Raw genomic sequence first — 14992 nt, 5'->3', positions numbered from 1 at the left:
TGATCACTCCATTTCCATCGTCATGTGGTGCTCGTGCGCCTGGTGGGGCTCGGGCTGGACGGGTTCGGCGGCATGTGTGGGAGCTTCGGCATGCTGCTCGGCCTCACGATCTACTGCAATCTGATAATCGAGCGTCGTCTCTTTCTGGCGCGACGCGCCCATCGCCTCAATCAGATCCTTCAGTTCGGCCAGGCGATCTACTTCTACGCCGCCGAGTTCGTTTCTAGCGTGATCATTCAGCCAGGCGCGGCATTCAGAAAAGGAATCAGCGCACTCGGGAGGCAGATCGGTTGCCTGCTCGGCGACAACCGTCGCAGCCAGCTCAAGCATCTTCTCGGTCGGACCGATCTGCTCGGCCGCATCGCGAAGTTGCTGACGTGTTGCGATGATTTCAGCGGTCTCGCGCATTCGGCTCATCTGTACGTAGGTCGATTCGCGGCTGGTCATGGAGCCGCCGGCTAGGGCCACCGCTCGGTCTACGGTCGCACCCTGCGCGGCGTGCGTCGTCACGGCATAGCCGTGACGGAGCTGGGAATATTCGGCCGGGTCAAACCGTACTAGCTCAGCCGTGCGGTCGAGGCGCGCGATGACCTGTACGCCCGAGGGCGTGTATTCGATGCGCTCGACTGTCATCAAATCCCCGTTTTTGAGCGACGTGGCGCGGTCGTTTTTTTTGGCTAGCAGCCTGTCGCCCTCGGCTACGGCCAGCTTTCCCGCGGACCGGCCTTGGCGGTCGTGGACCTGAATCTCGATTTCATTGCATAGCCGGTGCTCGGCCTGCATTCGGGCGCGCGCTGCAGTGTTCAGTGCCGCCACCTCGGCATTTGTGCTCGCCATCAGTAGCGCTTCGGACGCGCCAACTTCGGCTGCGTGCGCCGCCCAGCGATCTACCGCCTGGGTGATGGCCGTCTGTTGGTCATCGGCGACGTGCACCAGGTCACGGTCGAGGAATCGGCCGATAGCCTCCGCCGCGTCGCCGCGGCTGAACTCCCGAACAGCATCGCGCGCCCAACCCTCGCGCTGACGGTGAATCTCTGTGATTCGCGCGCTGTCGCGTTCGGCCAAATGCCTGAAAACCCCACCAGCGCCCACGCTCTGCAGTTGTTTGTGGTCGCCAGCCATGACGACCCTGCAACAGGCGGCATTCACATGCTCCATCAGTCGATGCATGGTACGGCTATCAACCATCCCAGCTTCATCTATGACCAGCACGTCGGTGGAAGACAATGCATCGCGGGGAGCACGCACCTCTCCTGTCTGGGGGTCTGTGGTGGGCTCCAGCGTGATCAGCAGCGACGCGATCGTTCGGGACTCGATGCCCGAACCTTCCTGCAACCCGGCGGCGGCCTTACCTGATATTGCGCAGCCGATCACGCGCTGGCCGGCAGACTCCCAGGCCATGCGCGCGGCAAGCATCGCAGTCGATTTGCCGGTGCCGGCGTCGCCAACGATCACCTGTACCGCGCCGTCGCGCTGAGTGACATGCCGGACAGCGGTCTGCTGCTCGGCGCTGAGCGCGAACCCCTTTTCTGTGCTGAATTGCTCCAGCGCCTGGTCCACCAGCGCCGCCGGGACGGCGTGGTGATCCTCTTCGGCGCGCTCTTGCGCTGCGGAGATGATCTGGCGCTCTTGGCGATACAGCTCGCGGGTCGTGTAGCGAACGTCGCCAGTTTCTGGGTGCACCAGGCGCATACACGCGTCTGACGCCAGCACGTCCTCAACGTGCGTGCGGATCGCGTCCAGCCCCATGCCGCGATGTTGGGCAGCAACTGCGACTGCCTGCCAGATATGGCGGTCCTCGATCACTGCGTCGTGTTCGGTGGCTCGACGCAGCAGCTCTTCGGGTGCGGGCATCGGGCCGAGGTCATCCTTGGTTTCGACTTCCAGCGCCTGGTCGGCGCTGAAGTGCAGAGCGCTGGCCTCATCCTGCCAACGGGCGTGCAATTCATCGAGGTTGAGATCCCTGGACTTGGCCTGGCGAGTTCCCAACGCGGCGAGTTCTGACGATTTCGCGCTGCTCTGGCCAGCCTCCGCCAGAGCAGCCTCGATCTGCTCGCGGCGCTTAGAAAACTGCCGGCATACCTCATGGGGCACGCCCGAGACCCGGAAGCTGTCGCCGTCGGCCTCGATCTTGTAACCCAGTTCCCGCATAGAACTGGCCAGCCCGGCACGGTAGGTCGCACCCAGGGCTAGTTTCCACTGATACAGCTCGCGCGGGTCGATTCCGCCCCAGGTGCCGTCGGCGCGCTGCGCGAGGTTGTGCAAGAACGCGTGGCTGTGCAGCTGTGGGTCTTGTTCGCGGCTGGTTCCGTGCTGGAAAACGGACCACAGCAGCTTTGCCTGTTCACGCTCCACGCCACCTTTGCCGCGTCGGGCAAGGGTGAATTCCTGCTCAATATGCTGCAGCGCGCGCTCAACGGCCTGCCCGTGAGCGGCTTGGATTTCAGTTTGGCGGGAAGCGTCCGCGATCCCCCATAAGACGGATACCGATTTAGGAGCTGAAAGCGTCAGGTCCCACCCGGCACGATGCTTATCGCCGGCACCTTGCACCAGGTTCTCGCCGTCTGGCGAGCGGCCGGCGGCTGCGAGCGCGAAGGCCTCCGGCGTGATTTCACCGGCGATGCCCAGCGCCTCGGCGCCTGCACCGAACCACTGGCCGGCGCCTTCGGATGAATAATATTCATCCTGTCTGCCGCGCTCGTCCTTCAGGTGTAGGTAGTAAGAAACGGCCTCGGCCGCAGATCCGCGCGCGCTGATGCTCAGCATCAGTGCAGCCTCGGCGGCTGCACGCAGAGAACCCACTCACGCCACCAGGTATTGGCCAACCTCCTCGAGTTGAACCACGCGAGACCCTGGATCTGATCGGCGGCGAGCCAGGCTGCTTCGAACAGCATTCGAGAGTCGGTCAACCCCGAGATTTTCATGAGGTCGCGTGAGGTGAATTCTCCTCCAGCTGCTGTGTGGTTGAAGATGATGCGAGCCGCTGCGAAGAACGATGGAACTGGGAAAACTAGAGGGTCGCTGGCTTGGCGTTGCATTATCAATTCTCCTTATTGATCAGATGTCGTCGCTTGCTGCTTCGTTTTCTGGCCGGAGCCTGAGCCGTCGTTTCCGAGGCTTGGGGTCTTCTGGGGGCGCGGCAGGTGTTGCCGTTGGTGTACCGGCGTCGCTTGGAGGTCCGGCAGCATCATCAAGGGCCTCAGCTAGGTCGGCCGCTATACCAGCACCGGGGATGACGGCGTCGATTGTGGTCTTCAAAACCTCATCCACGAGCTCGTCTCCGACCTCATCAGATGGCGATTCATCGGCGTCGGCGATGAATTGCTCGCTTGTAGAGCCTGCAGTGGTGTTTTCGTCTAGGGTGATTATGGGCGTGGGCAGTGGGGCCGACTCTTCGGCAGGCGATTCGGCCTCGGTCTCAATCTGGACTGTCGCTCGGCTTTGCTTGTTGTTGTCGTTCACAGCCAAGGGCGCAGAAGGGTTTGGGGAGACTTTTCTTCGGCGGAGTCGTCCGACTCTGTTGCTAGCCCCTGAGTCCACGCTGCTGGAACGTGCGCTGGCGCGACCTCTCTCCAGTTTTGAGGAAACGGCCAAACCATTCGATGCACGGTCTGCCCGCCAGTAATCAGCATTGCCTCTACGCCGCCTGCTCTCGGACCCAGCGCCGCGAATTCTTCCGGTCGAACGACATCTTCGTCCGCGATTTGCTCGCTTATGCTCACGTTTCGCGCTCTCGACATGTTGCGCGAGCTTAGAGCCGTAGGATCACCGCTGGCGCTCCTGACCTGCCGGCGTACCTGGCGGCGTCCGACTAGTGCGCTCGCCCATTGCTGCGAGTCCGGGCCGATCAAACGGCAAATTAAGTGGGTGCCGATCATCGAATCCCAGCTGTCGGCCACGTCTCGGCCGTAGATTGCTCGGCGTTGGCCTACGTCTTGCCATCCCGAAATCAAGCAAACGCCTTTGCTGCGCCCCGTTTCGATCAGCGGTGATAACTCAACCTTTCCAAGTTGCGCGAGCTCATCCATGACGAGCCAGATCCGCCTTGTTCTGCTGTCAGGCATCGAATCCAAATTGCCCGAGATGGCGCGGATGATTGAGGAATTGACGGCCTTTGAGAGCTCGCTGAAGCGTGTCGAGCCTTGCAAAATAACGATTCGGGGGCCGCGGCCGGCAAGCCAGGACCGGGCGTTCCAAGACCCTCGTGTGGCACGGTCAGCGGCGGCTAAATCAGAAATCAGACCGCCGGCGGCGGCCGTCAGGTTGGCCATGTAAGAGGCCGTTGTGGCATTCGGTTCGGCCGGGAGCAAACCCGCCGCCATCGGCGCGCCTGTGATTGCCGACGCACGCATCTGTGAGTAGGGCTGCGCGATTTCATCCTGCAGGTCAGCCCATGTCCAGCGGCCTTTCGTTCCCTTCGCAAGCGTCACGACCAAGCCCGCCAGAATCAGCTGCGCGCCCTGCGCCCATTGCGCGTTCCCCGTTGTGGGAGTGGCGATCAGTCGCGTGGCGAGCTCGCGTGCATCAGCTGCAGACCGAATGTCGGCGGCGGCGGACCAACGCGCGGAGCGTCGGTCCCAAGGGGCAACGAGCGAAACACGTTCGTCCTCGCGGAGGATTGAGAATATGCGCGACGTGAAGTCTCCTTTGATGTCATGGATTAAGACCCGCGCGCCCGGGTCGCGGAGGATCTGCTGCAGGAGCCACACAATGATTACGGTCTTGCCGGAGCCAGGGGATCCGGTTAACTGAATGCCGCGTGTCTCGCGATCACGAGAGATTTGTAACTGGGGGTGAATCTGGATGCCTGGGCCGGAGACCTTGGTCTCGATGGCCGCCTCGGCGCGCGCAGCGGCATGCCCCCGAGCGACTGAGCGCCCGCGCTCGGCCTTGATTTCGGCGACCGACCCGGCGAGCCAACCGAGGGCGATGCCAGCGGTGATACCAGCGGCAGCGCCGACTGTTGCCCATGCGGGCCAGGTTGGTGCGAATCTTGCGAGCCACACCTGGGAATAGATGGGATTCGGGAGCCTGAGAGCATCTGAAAGCAAGGAGGGTAGATGCGCACCGGCGATCGCTCTGGCAAGCGTGCTCAGTGGCGGCAGCTGGTGCCCCGCGACGCCAATTGAGAGCGCTGCGGCCGCGCCCAGCGCGCTCAGGGGAAGACCGACGCCAACTGCTATGCCTGCCGTCGAAAGCCAGTCGCGGGGCACAAATCAGTCCTCGACGGCCAGGCGACGAATGAGCGCGCTCAGATCGGCGATCTGAGCTTCCAGGCGAGCCTCCATAGCAGCCAGCCGATCACCTTCCTGTTGGCGCTCGATCTCATTACGCACCGCCCTACGTAACCAGTCCGCCAAGGTTTGTCGGTCCGCCTCGGCGCGGCTGCAAACCTCATCGTAGATCGCCGCAGGGACTCGGAATGCCACATTTTGATTTTTCATAGATGATCCTTTGTTTACCCGATTCCAAAATCCAGAAATTTCAAGTAACCGCGTAATCGCGAGATTACGCAAAGCCTGTCAACAATCGCTCCGAAGTGCCTGCAATAAAATTGATTACGCGGTTACGTAAGATCCCGCCTAATTAATCGCAGATTTATCGGCGATTACTCATAAGTCAGTAGATTAGGGAACAAATGGCGTCGACTTCGGTCATAATTGGGTATGAAGAACGATGGACGGACATTGACCCGCGAGACGCTGGAAGCGATGCGCTTCATGGCGCTGGAGCGGATGGCGGAAGGCGAATCGCCGGCAGCGGTCTCGGCGTCGTTCGGGATGCACCGGACTTGGGCGTACAAGGTACGGCTGAAGGTGCGCGGGCGCGGCCAAGGCAAGCAGGCCCTGCAGTTGCGGCGGGCCCCCGGGCGGCGCCGGAAGTTGACCGATGCCCAAGGACGGCAAGTGTTCCGGTGGGTCAACGGCAAGAACCCGCGGCAGTATGGCTTCGACTTCGGTTTATGGACACGCCAGATCGTGCGCGAACTGATCGCACAGCGATTGGGCGTTTCGCTGAGCTTGGCCTCAGTGGGCGCGTTGCTGGCGCGGGTCGGCTTGACTGCGCAAAAGCCACTCCAGCGTGCGTATCAGAGGGACCCTGACGCGATCGAGCGCTGGCAACGGGAAACCTATCCGGCGATCCTTGATTCGATCTTTCTTCAAGCATCCAACTGTTGCCTATATTCCTGACTCCTGAGTAATATCTCGCGAATCACCCTGAGCATTCCTTTTTTCAAGGTGAATTGATCGCAGATATCGAGTACAAGCCCATCGATTCCCAGACGCGTTAATTCCTCGACAAAGGGTAGGCGAGGCTCAGGCATTTCCGTTTCCGTGCAAGAAACTCAAGATTTCGATCAAGGTGGCCAACAACAGCAGTGCCATGAACAGCTCAACCGACCAATCAACGATAGGTAGGCCCATCAAGGGATGAGCGCCGGCCGCCGCGCAACTGGTGATGGCACCCGTGAACTGCAACGGACAGACGAAGGTTCCGGCATTCACCTCGCCAAATTGAATCCAGGCCGCGACCAGCCCCCCAAGCGCGAGGGCAAAAGCTAGGCGCAGACCCCATAGCGGCCTGCGGGCGCCGATCGCGTAATACCCAAACCCGACCATCGCAAGCGACAAACAGCCTCGCTGCAACCAGCACAAGGCGCACGGTCGCCAGCCGTCCCCCCATTGCAACCAGAATGCCGCCAGCAACGACGCCATCGCCAGCAGCACACCCAACCAAGCGAGTACGCGCCGAATATGTGGGCCGGAACGTGACTTCACCAGAGCAGGTGGGCCATTTAGAGGCCATTTCATTTGACCGGCTCCCCGTCGACTCCAGTCCGGGCCTCGACGAGTGTCCGGGTAATCATGTGATGACGCGTCACAACGAAGCGATGCGGCAGCAATCCGGGCGGCAATAGCGCCGATGCGAACGCGCGCCGTATGCCAGCTTGAGCGCATAATCGAATCGGCAAATGCGATGTCCAGCGAATTCCAGCCAGCGGCCGAAATGCCTCGCAAACGCATTCAAAAAGGCTCGCAGTTTCGTTTCGCCAATGGCGTCTTCGGAAGGAGATTCAGACATCAAGATCGCGGTCGAGGTCTGTGCTTGTGATGCTGTCTCAGGCATTTTTTTCCTCAATCGAGCCTCAGTTGGCAATATTCGCGAGTTCGACATCGTGGCCATGATTACTCGTATTCGCATGGCCTGCGTACGGGTTGGGGGTGAAGCCATTCCGCATCGTAAAACTTATCACGCGCGTGGCATAATATGCGCTGTTGGAAAAACGTAAGCAACGCGACAGGACTCGACGGCCAGCGACCAATTGCCATCCCGTAGAGATAATCGCGCGACAGACTGTAGGAAGCCGCGAGCACGTTGGCGAAGACGTTATGGCGCAGCGCGCGCGTGATCTCAAAGCGACGACGGAGCAGAAACTATCAGAGACATTTGGCGCTTGCATGACCCCGAAATTTCGCGTTCCGTGACCGTCGTGCAGATGCCCCCAAGTATAATGCTGTCTTCCACCCTGGCGATGCCTGCCAGCACCCGCGACAAGGGATGCCGGTCAACTGATGCTCGAGATGTGCGCATTGATCAAAGGTCGTCGCAGCACCCCGCGAAATATTGGCGGCGTCAGCGGCGCGGCCACTGCCAAACCGGGACGGATCCCGTCCACGATGGCCTCGGCTAAGCTGGCCTGCGGAACGCTGCCAAAAGCGTGCCCAGATGCTTAACACCATTGGTCTCCTGCTGCCTTACAACCAGGCGAGCCAGATCGAAGCGCGAGCGTTCATTGAGCGGAAAAGGCTGTGCGGGCTCGTATGCAGGCTGGAAAATATTATGCTGCTCGCTTCCATACGGGTGAAGCCGGGCGCACAGTTGTGGAGGCTAGACAAACCCCTGGCAAGTTTGGCGCAGCACTTCGATGTTGCCTATCGACCGCTGTCGCAACCCGGATATTTCACGACTTTACACGGCACACGCTTATGACGGCCAAGGCTCCTTCTCCAGAAGAATCTTTACTGACACTGCAAAGTTGCATTCTTGAGGCGACGCTAGCCCATGAGCCTCCCCAACAACTGCTTGATCAGATTTGTCGCCTTACCCAGAAGTGTCTGTCGCGCTCGGTTGCCAGCATCATGGTGCTGGGAAAAGATGGACGATTGCACATCGCCGCCGCACCCGATGTGCCAATGGGCGCGCGCGCCGATCTGGAAGGTTTGCTGCCGGGTACACAGGCCGGTTCATGCGGCCATGCCGTAAGCTCGGGTCAGGCGCAGTTCATCACCAATGCCCTCACCGATGATCGTTGGCTTAATCTCCTGCCACTGACCAATCATTATGGCGTGCTTGCCTGCTGGTCGCACCCGATAGTTGACCGCAACGGATCAATCGTCGGTAGCTTTGCACTGTCGAGTTTTGAACCTCGTCATCCGGCTGACTTTCATCGTCAACTGTTGCAAACCGCTGCGACTGCGACGGCCATTGTACTGGAGCATGCGGCGAACCTCGAACACCGCCATAACCTGCAACGTCAGCTAACGCGAAAACTCGAGATTTACCGGGCACTGGTGGAAGAAGATGACCTCGTGTTGCGAGCAGACACCGAGTATGAATTACTTCAGGATACCTGCAAAACGCTCGTACACGACACACCCTTTTGCGCTGTGATGATTGTCCAGCCAACCCAGGATGGCTGGCGCAATTTGGCGGCAGCGGGTCCTGGCAGCCGCCAAATTGAGACCCTGTTGCCCTTGGTTGACGAACGTTCGTTGATCGCACGCGCGTGGCGCGAGGGCCGATCTCTCTGCGACAACGACAACCTTGCAGCCGTGCATGGCACGCCCTGGGAGAACTGGGCCATACACCATCACTGGATTGCCACTCTGGCCACCCCCATTATGCGAGCCGGTGTCTCCTGGGCGATTTTGGTATTTGCGGCCGATCAACCACAGGTTTTTGATGGCGACATTGAGGCCTTGTGCCAACGAATAGCCGCATTGCTTGGCCATGGGTTGGATCAAATCGACCTCAGGCAACACCTGGTTGCATTGAAACAGAAAGAAGCACATGCCGCCCGCAGTGATTATCTCACTGATCTGCCCAATCGCCTGTCACTGGAGGAGCGTCTGCGCGAAGTCGAGATGCGCTCGACGCGTCTGAAACGACCTTATGCCATCGTCATGCTGGATCTGGATGGGTTCAAACCGGTCAACGACCGCTACGGTCACGCCGTCGGCGATCTCTTACTGATTGAACTGGCCACACGCCTGAGAAAAATCCTGCGTGAGAGCGACTTCATCGCTCGCCTGGGCGGTGATGAGTTCGTCCTCGTACTCGAATATCTCGATGGCAACGACTTTCAGGATAATCTATCCCGTAGCATGGAGCGGCTACACCGCGTGGTGGAATTGCCGTTCGAATGCGAGGGCGCGAGTATTCGCATCAATATATCGGCCGGGGTCGCACTGTCCAGTGTCGGTCGGCAAGGCGACACGTTGTTGCGCGAAGCGGATGCCGCACTCTATCAGGCCAAAGATCGTCAGTCAGGGGGCTCCTGGTGGCAGACGTTGGGGAGGGCGGCGCAAGCGCCAAAGCCTGAGTTCAGCCCCATCAATCCCTTCTCGGCGTCGGCTGCTCATTTGCTAGACCGATATCAAAATGCACTCGGACCGTGGCTCGATGGCTTTGTTGAAGCGTTCTATCAACAGCTTGTTCAGGATGATTTGATTGCCCCAATTCTGGCCTCCGTGACCGACACCGAGATGGTCCAGCTCAAGCAAGCCCAGGCCGGGCACCTGCGTTTTCTCGCGACCCCGAGTCTGCAGCGCAACGAGCTCCAAACGGTGTCCGAACGGCTCGGACGCATCCACTTTCTCACTGGCGTCGATGCTGCGCTATTACTGCGCGCTAACGCTGCGTACCGAGATTTACTCGGTTCGCACCTGAACCTCACGGTTGATGCCCGCGCGGCGCTGTCTTTGCTCAATATTATCGATGCACGCCTGGGTTTGGATATTCAGAACCAAGTTGATGCCATGAATCAAGCGCGGCTTGCCCTTCGGGACGTACTGTCCTTTGTAGCCAACGCAGCTCTAGGAGCCATGGACAATTTGCACGCGCTGATCAGTCAACTGGGAGCGCTATTTGGTATCAGGGCCGTCGTCTTGTATCGCCCCGATGCGGAAGGATTTTTTGACATCGTGGAGGCTGAAGGGCCTGCGGCTGCGCGGGGGCGCGTGCAATTGTCCGAGCCTACCTACCGGGTTGGGCTCGTGTCCGGGCACCCTCGCGGGAAAGGGGTCGTCACTCGCGCTTGGCATTCCTTGCGTATTGAAACCGTCGATCATGTGGAAAAAGACGCCGGCATGACCTTGTGGCGGGATATGCAGTTGGCATTGGACGTGCGCTCCGCTGTGGCGATGCCCCTGCGTGACGCACAGGGCCATGTGTTGATGGTGCTCGCGCTCTACGGCGCCTATCCGCACCAGTTCACGCACGAAGATGCCCAAGCATTCGTGCACCAGTTGCAGACAATCGCGGAACACCTGCTGTTGATGCCAAACTCATCCCCGAAGACCGGATCTATTCCACTGCTCACGCATAAAGAACAGACACATCTACGTCAGCGCTTGTTTGGCGAGGGATTGATGCTCTATTTCCAGCCGGTCATCGACCTGCGCACAGGCCAGATGGTCAAGATCGAAGCGCTGGCCCGATTGAATCTGGAAAATGGCGAGCCACTGTTACCCGGTGAATTCCTCCCTATTCTAGGCGCGGCTGAGCGCTATCGGCTCTTTTGGTTGACGTTGCAACAGGCGCTGGCAGCATTGAAGAGGATCAATCATTGCTTTCCGACACTCCAAGTCACGGTCAACCTGCCACCTTCATGCTTGCTAGAATCGGACCTTGTTGCCCGCCTTACCAAGGTTCTCGACGTCTACGATGCACTTCGCCACCGAATCGCGTTTGAAGTGTTGGAAACGGAGGAGGTTGATCCGTGTCGTGCACACGAAACATTGAAATCACTCCGCGAATTGGGTGTCGAACTGGCTTTAGATGATCTCGGTGGCGGTTACGGTAGTTTGCTACGACTGATCCAGGAGCCTTTTGATGTCCTCAAGATCGACCAGAACGTGGTGCGACGCATGACTGCAGATCCTTTGTCGACGTTGATATTGTTGTCGACTTTAATCCGGCTGGCTGATGATCTAGACCAGGCACTGGTCGTAGAGGGGTTGGAGACGCCAGATCTTATCGAAGTCGCACAATGGCTGAGAATCCCTCTGGGGCAGGGCTTTGCAATTGCTAGACCCATGCCGATCGAGGACTTGCCTGACTGGGTGACACATTTTCGTCTTCCGTCTAAACCCACATTACCAACTAGCCGATTGGGACTGCTGGCACTTTTGTTTCAGCATCTGCCCGGTAAATCCATGTCTACGATTACCTACGACAACTGTCCGGGTAAGACGGTCTTCACCACGCTAGATGTCAATGAGGGTGACGAGGTCGATGCCTGGCATCGTCGACTGCATGACGCCAGCATTTCCAAAGGTGACCGGATGGTTGCCTTGCGCCATCTATTTCAATGGGTCGGAAGTGATCATGGAATTGAACACTTGGCCGCACGGGTTCTAGACGTCTGACCAGAGGCAAAACTGATGAACCTTGAGGTTGATTGCTTGTGAAGACTTATACAGCGTTGCCTGAAGTAACGGTTTTCGCATCAATGCGATGCCCTCGATTTACACCACGCGTGAGGGCTTGGCTAAAGGAGCACCGGAACACGTCGCGGTCAGGTTTTTCGTTATTGGGTCCGCAAACGCATCTCGACCTGGCAGGTCGAAAACGGTATCTTTTGGAAAGCAGGGCAATTTATCAATCAAATTTTGAGTTTCGCAACTAGCTGCTAAGAGGAATCGATTATGCCAAGCAGAAACGTAACGATAATTGCATTGTCAGTTGGATTGACTTTATTCAGCACACAAGCGCTGGCCTTGACACAGCAGCGGGCGGAGAGTTTGGCCGCTAACGCGGCCGTTGGCAATCAGCAGATGCTTTCTGAATTATCCAACTATGCGAAAAAAGGTGACTCAGCTGCACAATAATGGCTTGGTGTATACTACTCGCTTAAAAAATCACCCAGTAAATCAATATATTGGTACAAAAAAGCCGCTGGCGAGGGCGACTCGAGAGCGTCGCTCAGTCTTGGACTCGCCTTTTACAACGGCGAGGGTGTGCCGATCAATTATGCAGAATCAGCCCGCTGGTACAGACAGTCTGCGGAATCGGGCAATGTGACCGCACAATACAATCTGGCGATTTATTATGATCTTGGTTGGGGTGTGATGCAGGACCATGTGAAGGCAATTCATTGGTATGAAATGGCGGCCAAGCGAGGTAGCACAAAAGCAGAATACAATCTTGCGCTATCCTATTATGAGGGCAATGGACTGATAAAAAGCCTCCCGAATGCCATCAGCTGGTGGCGAATGGCGGCCAAAGGTAATGACCCCAGAGCGGAATATAATTTGGGTGTCCTATATTACAAGGGACATGGATTCGTTAAAAACATCGAGAATACTGTCGAGTGGTGGCACAAATCAGCCCTGCAAGGAAACCCGGATGCTGAATATAATCTTGGCACCTTGTACTACAAGGGCGTCGGGGTGAAGAAGGATATCGCAAAAGCCATGAAATGGTGGGAAATGGCTTCAGCGCAAGATGAACCCCTAGCCAATAAAGGTATGGATTTAGCCGCTTACACCACGCCGGATACGCGATGAGCTTGCGAGATTGTAAGAGAATCGATGCCCATTAAATTCCGGCATTCATTCAGCCTTGCCAGGAGTTCTGCCTAAAATACCGCTACGCGCTAATTTGTGATGAGAATTGTGACTTCATGTGGCCAATGATCGCGACAATATAGACATTCATCTACTATCGGCGGTAAAAATAATGATTCGTAGTATTATAATTGGCCAGGCGCGCATCTTGCCTGATGTGCAGCATGCAATACTCGATCATGCTGAGGATTTAGAGCTTGTTGCCGCAGTATTGAAAGCGATGGGGCATCCGTTGCGTCTGCGACTATTATGCACAGTGGGAGATAGTGAGCTGTGCGTAAATGAGCTAGTCTTGTTACTCAACACCACGCAAACCAATGTCTCACAACATCTGAATATTCTGCTTCGGAGTAGGGTTATGGTACGACGTCGCCTTGGTGTGCGACATTACTATCGCGTCAACCATCACCGGACCATGGTCATCATCCAGAATATACGAGATGTTTTCTGCTCGCATGGCAACTTGCGACGCTGATCAATTTCCCTCATGGCAATGGGGTGTGATCGCTGGTAATCAAACTGAAACAGATTGTATTCAGGGGGCATACGAGACTGGCATCCTTTTTTGATATTCGGTGTGTGGGGGCGTCCCGTTTCTCTTGGCTCAATGGTTGAGTATATGGTCTAGCTCTGCGACGTTTTGTGCGATGCCCGACGGGGAAAGCGGAATACCGAGCAGACGACTGATCTGACTGAGCGAGAAAATACCACGTATTCTTTGCTCCCCGTCTGTATGGTACTCGACGACAAGGGCATGCTGGCGGTCATGTTCGCGTAATGTCTGGATGACGTCTGAAACCTGGGCGCGTAAGACCTCTGTAAAATCCAACACTTGAATGGCACTGGCGGGCGTCATGATGTGTTCTACATGCAGTTGATCGTAAGATAAATGCTCACGGACTGCCGCCAACATGGGTTGCTCACCCATTAGGTCGCGCGCGCTAATTAGACCGGCCACGCACCCCTCCCTGTCGAGCACGAACAATAAACGCACACCCGTATGGATCATGCGTTGGTGTGCGTTACTAAGTGACGCTCCGGTGATTGTGGTGACCGCACGGACATGCTGTAGATCGGTCATTACATCAATCGCTGGACTCTCGCCTCTGATGTGTTGAGGATGATCTGAATGTTTCTGCTCCACACGCGTGGCAGGCTGTAGTGGATGAAGGTTCAATCGTAGCGAGGGCATATCCAAATTTCCTTATGATGGTAGATGCAGACCATCTCAGTGGCGACGGCAATGCGCTGATGCCTTCTGAGTGATTAGCATTCAGGTAATGATACTTGTTAAGCGTATCGATTCGCGTTGATCAATCCAGTCGGATTTTTCAGCCGGAGACCTTCTTTTCATGTTACTTGAGGCACGCCAAACCGTCACCCTGTACAGCGCCTATTTCCTATAGATACGCCTTCGGTGCAGGACAAACATGAACCTCAATGCGGTTCATCAGTCCAACGTATCACTCGGGGTATGCGGAGTATCTATTCAATGGAAGAACTCGACCTCATTGTCGTGCGACACGGCGCGACGCCCTGGAGCGTCAGTGGTCAGCATACATCGCATACCGATCTCGGGCTGACTGCGGCCGGTCGTATTGAGGCAGAACGTCTGCAGCCTTGGCTTGCACAATGGTCGCCTGCGGCGGTCTGGACCAGTCCCTTGCGCCGTGCCCGCGAGACTGCTGCCATTTGCGGTTATGCCGAAGCCGAAGTGGTGCCGGAATTGCAGGAGTGGGACTACGGTGACTATGAGGGCCTGACGACCCCGGAAATTCACCTTGATTCCCCAGGTTGGACGGTCTTTGTTGGGGGGGGCGCTGGTGCCGGCGGCGAGAGTCCGATGGCGGTTGCCAAACGTGTAGATCAACTGATCACACGCATTAGGGACCAGGATTGCAAACCAGTGCTAGCTTTCGCTCACGGACACGTGCTGCGTTCACTGGCGGCACGCTGGTTGGGTCATGATATCCGCCTGGGTGCCCGGCTAGGGCTCGACTCGGGTGCAATTGGCTTACTTGGACGTTTGCATGGCGAGGCGGCGTTGTTGGCCTGGAACCTGCGCTCACCGAAAATAATCAACCTTGCAAATGATCCTGCTCCGACAGGTGTGATAAACCGCAGTTGATGCCTTCCCCTTA

The 14992-nt window shown here is 57.5% G+C and carries 12 protein-coding genes and 2 pseudogenes; 7 read left to right on the top strand and 7 right to left on the bottom strand.

The window, feature by feature from the left end; all coding sequences use genetic code 11:
• Nucleotides 1-3 precede the first annotated feature (3 nt).
• From mobF to BI364_RS10360, 5 genes are read right to left on the bottom strand one after another with little or no spacing between them, the layout of a single operon-like run.
• Nucleotides 4-2802, bottom strand: a complete 2799-nt coding sequence (gene mobF, locus BI364_RS10380; RefSeq protein WP_070078675.1) for a MobF family relaxase — start codon at nt 2800-2802, stop codon at nt 4-6.
• On the bottom strand, nt 2766-3038 hold the full coding sequence (locus tag BI364_RS10375; protein ID WP_070078674.1) for a hypothetical protein: 273 nt from the start codon (nt 3036-3038) through the stop codon (nt 2766-2768). The genes mobF and BI364_RS10375 overlap by 37 nt, the downstream gene beginning before the upstream one ends.
• 19 nt (nt 3039-3057) lie before the next feature.
• Complete coding sequence (locus BI364_RS10370) at nt 3058-3462, bottom strand: hypothetical protein (protein WP_070078673.1); 405 nt, start codon at nt 3460-3462, stop codon at nt 3058-3060.
• On the bottom strand, nt 3459-5213 hold the full coding sequence (locus BI364_RS10365) for a type IV secretion system DNA-binding domain-containing protein (protein WP_070078672.1): 1755 nt from the start codon (nt 5211-5213) through the stop codon (nt 3459-3461). Before BI364_RS10365 ends, BI364_RS10370 begins: the two co-directional genes overlap by 4 nt.
• A gap of 3 nt (nt 5214-5216) precedes the next feature.
• A complete protein-coding gene (locus tag BI364_RS10360; RefSeq protein ID WP_070078671.1) occupies nt 5217-5444 on the bottom strand; it encodes a hypothetical protein in 228 nt (75 codons plus the stop codon).
• 378 nt (nt 5445-5822) lie between these two features.
• Here BI364_RS10360 and BI364_RS19310 point away from each other — a divergent pair.
• Nucleotides 5823-6146, top strand: a pseudogene (locus BI364_RS19310) (winged helix-turn-helix domain-containing protein); the annotation flags it as partial.
• 171 nt (nt 6147-6317) lie between these two features.
• On the opposite strand, the gene BI364_RS17450 reads toward BI364_RS19310, so the two are convergent.
• Nucleotides 6318-6812, bottom strand: a complete 495-nt coding sequence (locus tag BI364_RS17450) for a disulfide bond formation protein B (protein ID WP_197495674.1) — start codon at nt 6810-6812, stop codon at nt 6318-6320.
• A 1011-nt stretch (nt 6813-7823) separates the two neighbouring features.
• Between BI364_RS17450 and BI364_RS10335 the strand changes: the two genes are divergently transcribed.
• The 5 genes and pseudogenes from BI364_RS10335 to BI364_RS19180 all read left to right on the top strand — a co-directional run bounded on the left by BI364_RS10335 (nt 7824) and on the right by BI364_RS19180 (nt 13326).
• Nucleotides 7824-11651, top strand: a complete 3828-nt coding sequence (locus BI364_RS10335; RefSeq protein WP_083251304.1) for an EAL domain-containing protein — start codon at nt 7824-7826, stop codon at nt 11649-11651.
• A 279-nt stretch (nt 11652-11930) separates the two neighbouring features.
• The gene (locus tag BI364_RS17940) at nt 11931-12113 is read left to right on the top strand and encodes a hypothetical protein (RefSeq protein WP_156782718.1); all 183 of its coding nucleotides are present in this window, start codon (nt 11931-11933) and stop codon (nt 12111-12113) included.
• A gap of 18 nt (nt 12114-12131) precedes the next feature.
• Nucleotides 12132-12398, top strand: a pseudogene (locus tag BI364_RS19190) (tetratricopeptide repeat protein); the annotation flags it as partial.
• Nucleotides 12390-12791, top strand: a complete 402-nt coding sequence (locus tag BI364_RS19185; protein ID WP_407639356.1) for a tetratricopeptide repeat protein — start codon at nt 12390-12392, stop codon at nt 12789-12791. The pseudogene BI364_RS19190 and the gene BI364_RS19185, both read left to right, overlap by 9 nt.
• Before the next feature lie 172 nt (nt 12792-12963).
• On the top strand, nt 12964-13326 hold the full coding sequence (locus BI364_RS19180; RefSeq protein WP_083251303.1) for an ArsR/SmtB family transcription factor: 363 nt from the start codon (nt 12964-12966) through the stop codon (nt 13324-13326).
• Nucleotides 13327-13455: 129 nt separating this feature from the next.
• On the opposite strand, the gene BI364_RS10325 is transcribed toward BI364_RS19180, so the two are convergent.
• Nucleotides 13456-13932 carry a CBS domain-containing protein gene (locus BI364_RS10325; protein ID WP_197495673.1) on the bottom strand — a complete coding sequence of 159 codons (477 nt, stop codon included), beginning with the start codon at nt 13930-13932 and terminating at the stop codon, nt 13456-13458.
• A 411-nt stretch (nt 13933-14343) separates the two neighbouring features.
• On the opposite strand from BI364_RS10325, the gene BI364_RS10320 reads away from it, so the two are divergent.
• On the top strand, nt 14344-14979 hold the full coding sequence (locus BI364_RS10320) for a histidine phosphatase family protein (RefSeq protein ID WP_070078663.1): 636 nt from the start codon (nt 14344-14346) through the stop codon (nt 14977-14979).
• The last annotated feature ends 13 nt before the right edge of the window (nt 14980-14992 follow it).

The organism is Acidihalobacter yilgarnensis (assembly GCF_001753245.1).
Taxonomy (GTDB): domain Bacteria; phylum Pseudomonadota; class Gammaproteobacteria; order DSM-5130; family Acidihalobacteraceae; genus Acidihalobacter; species Acidihalobacter yilgarnensis.
The sequence above is the reverse complement of the archived record's forward strand: the minus strand, read 5'-3'. Positions and strand labels throughout refer to the sequence as shown.

What these genes read in the sequence shown, in the direction of transcription:
- BI364_RS10375 (WP_070078674.1), bottom strand. Translation starts at nt 3,038, where the DNA reads ATGCAACGCCAAGCCAGCGACCCTCTAGTTTTCCCAGTTCCATCGTTC.
- BI364_RS10360 (WP_070078671.1), bottom strand. Translation starts at nt 5,444, where the DNA reads ATGAAAAATCAAAATGTGGCATTCCGAGTCCCTGCGGCGATCTACGAT.
- BI364_RS17450 (WP_197495674.1), bottom strand. Translation starts at nt 6,812, where the DNA reads ATGAAATGGCCTCTAAATGGCCCACCTGCTCTGGTGAAGTCACGTTCC.
- BI364_RS10335 (WP_083251304.1), top strand. Translation starts at nt 7,824, where the DNA reads ATGCAGGCTGGAAAATATTATGCTGCTCGCTTCCATACGGGTGAAGCC.
- BI364_RS17940 (WP_156782718.1), top strand. Translation starts at nt 11,931, where the DNA reads ATGCCAAGCAGAAACGTAACGATAATTGCATTGTCAGTTGGATTGACT.
- BI364_RS19185 (WP_407639356.1), top strand. Translation starts at nt 12,390, where the DNA reads ATGGCGGCCAAGCGAGGTAGCACAAAAGCAGAATACAATCTTGCGCTA.
- BI364_RS19180 (WP_083251303.1), top strand. Translation starts at nt 12,964, where the DNA reads ATGATTCGTAGTATTATAATTGGCCAGGCGCGCATCTTGCCTGATGTG.
- BI364_RS10325 (WP_197495673.1), bottom strand. Translation starts at nt 13,932, where the DNA reads ATGACCGATCTACAGCATGTCCGTGCGGTCACCACAATCACCGGAGCG.
- BI364_RS10320 (WP_070078663.1), top strand. Translation starts at nt 14,344, where the DNA reads ATGGAAGAACTCGACCTCATTGTCGTGCGACACGGCGCGACGCCCTGG.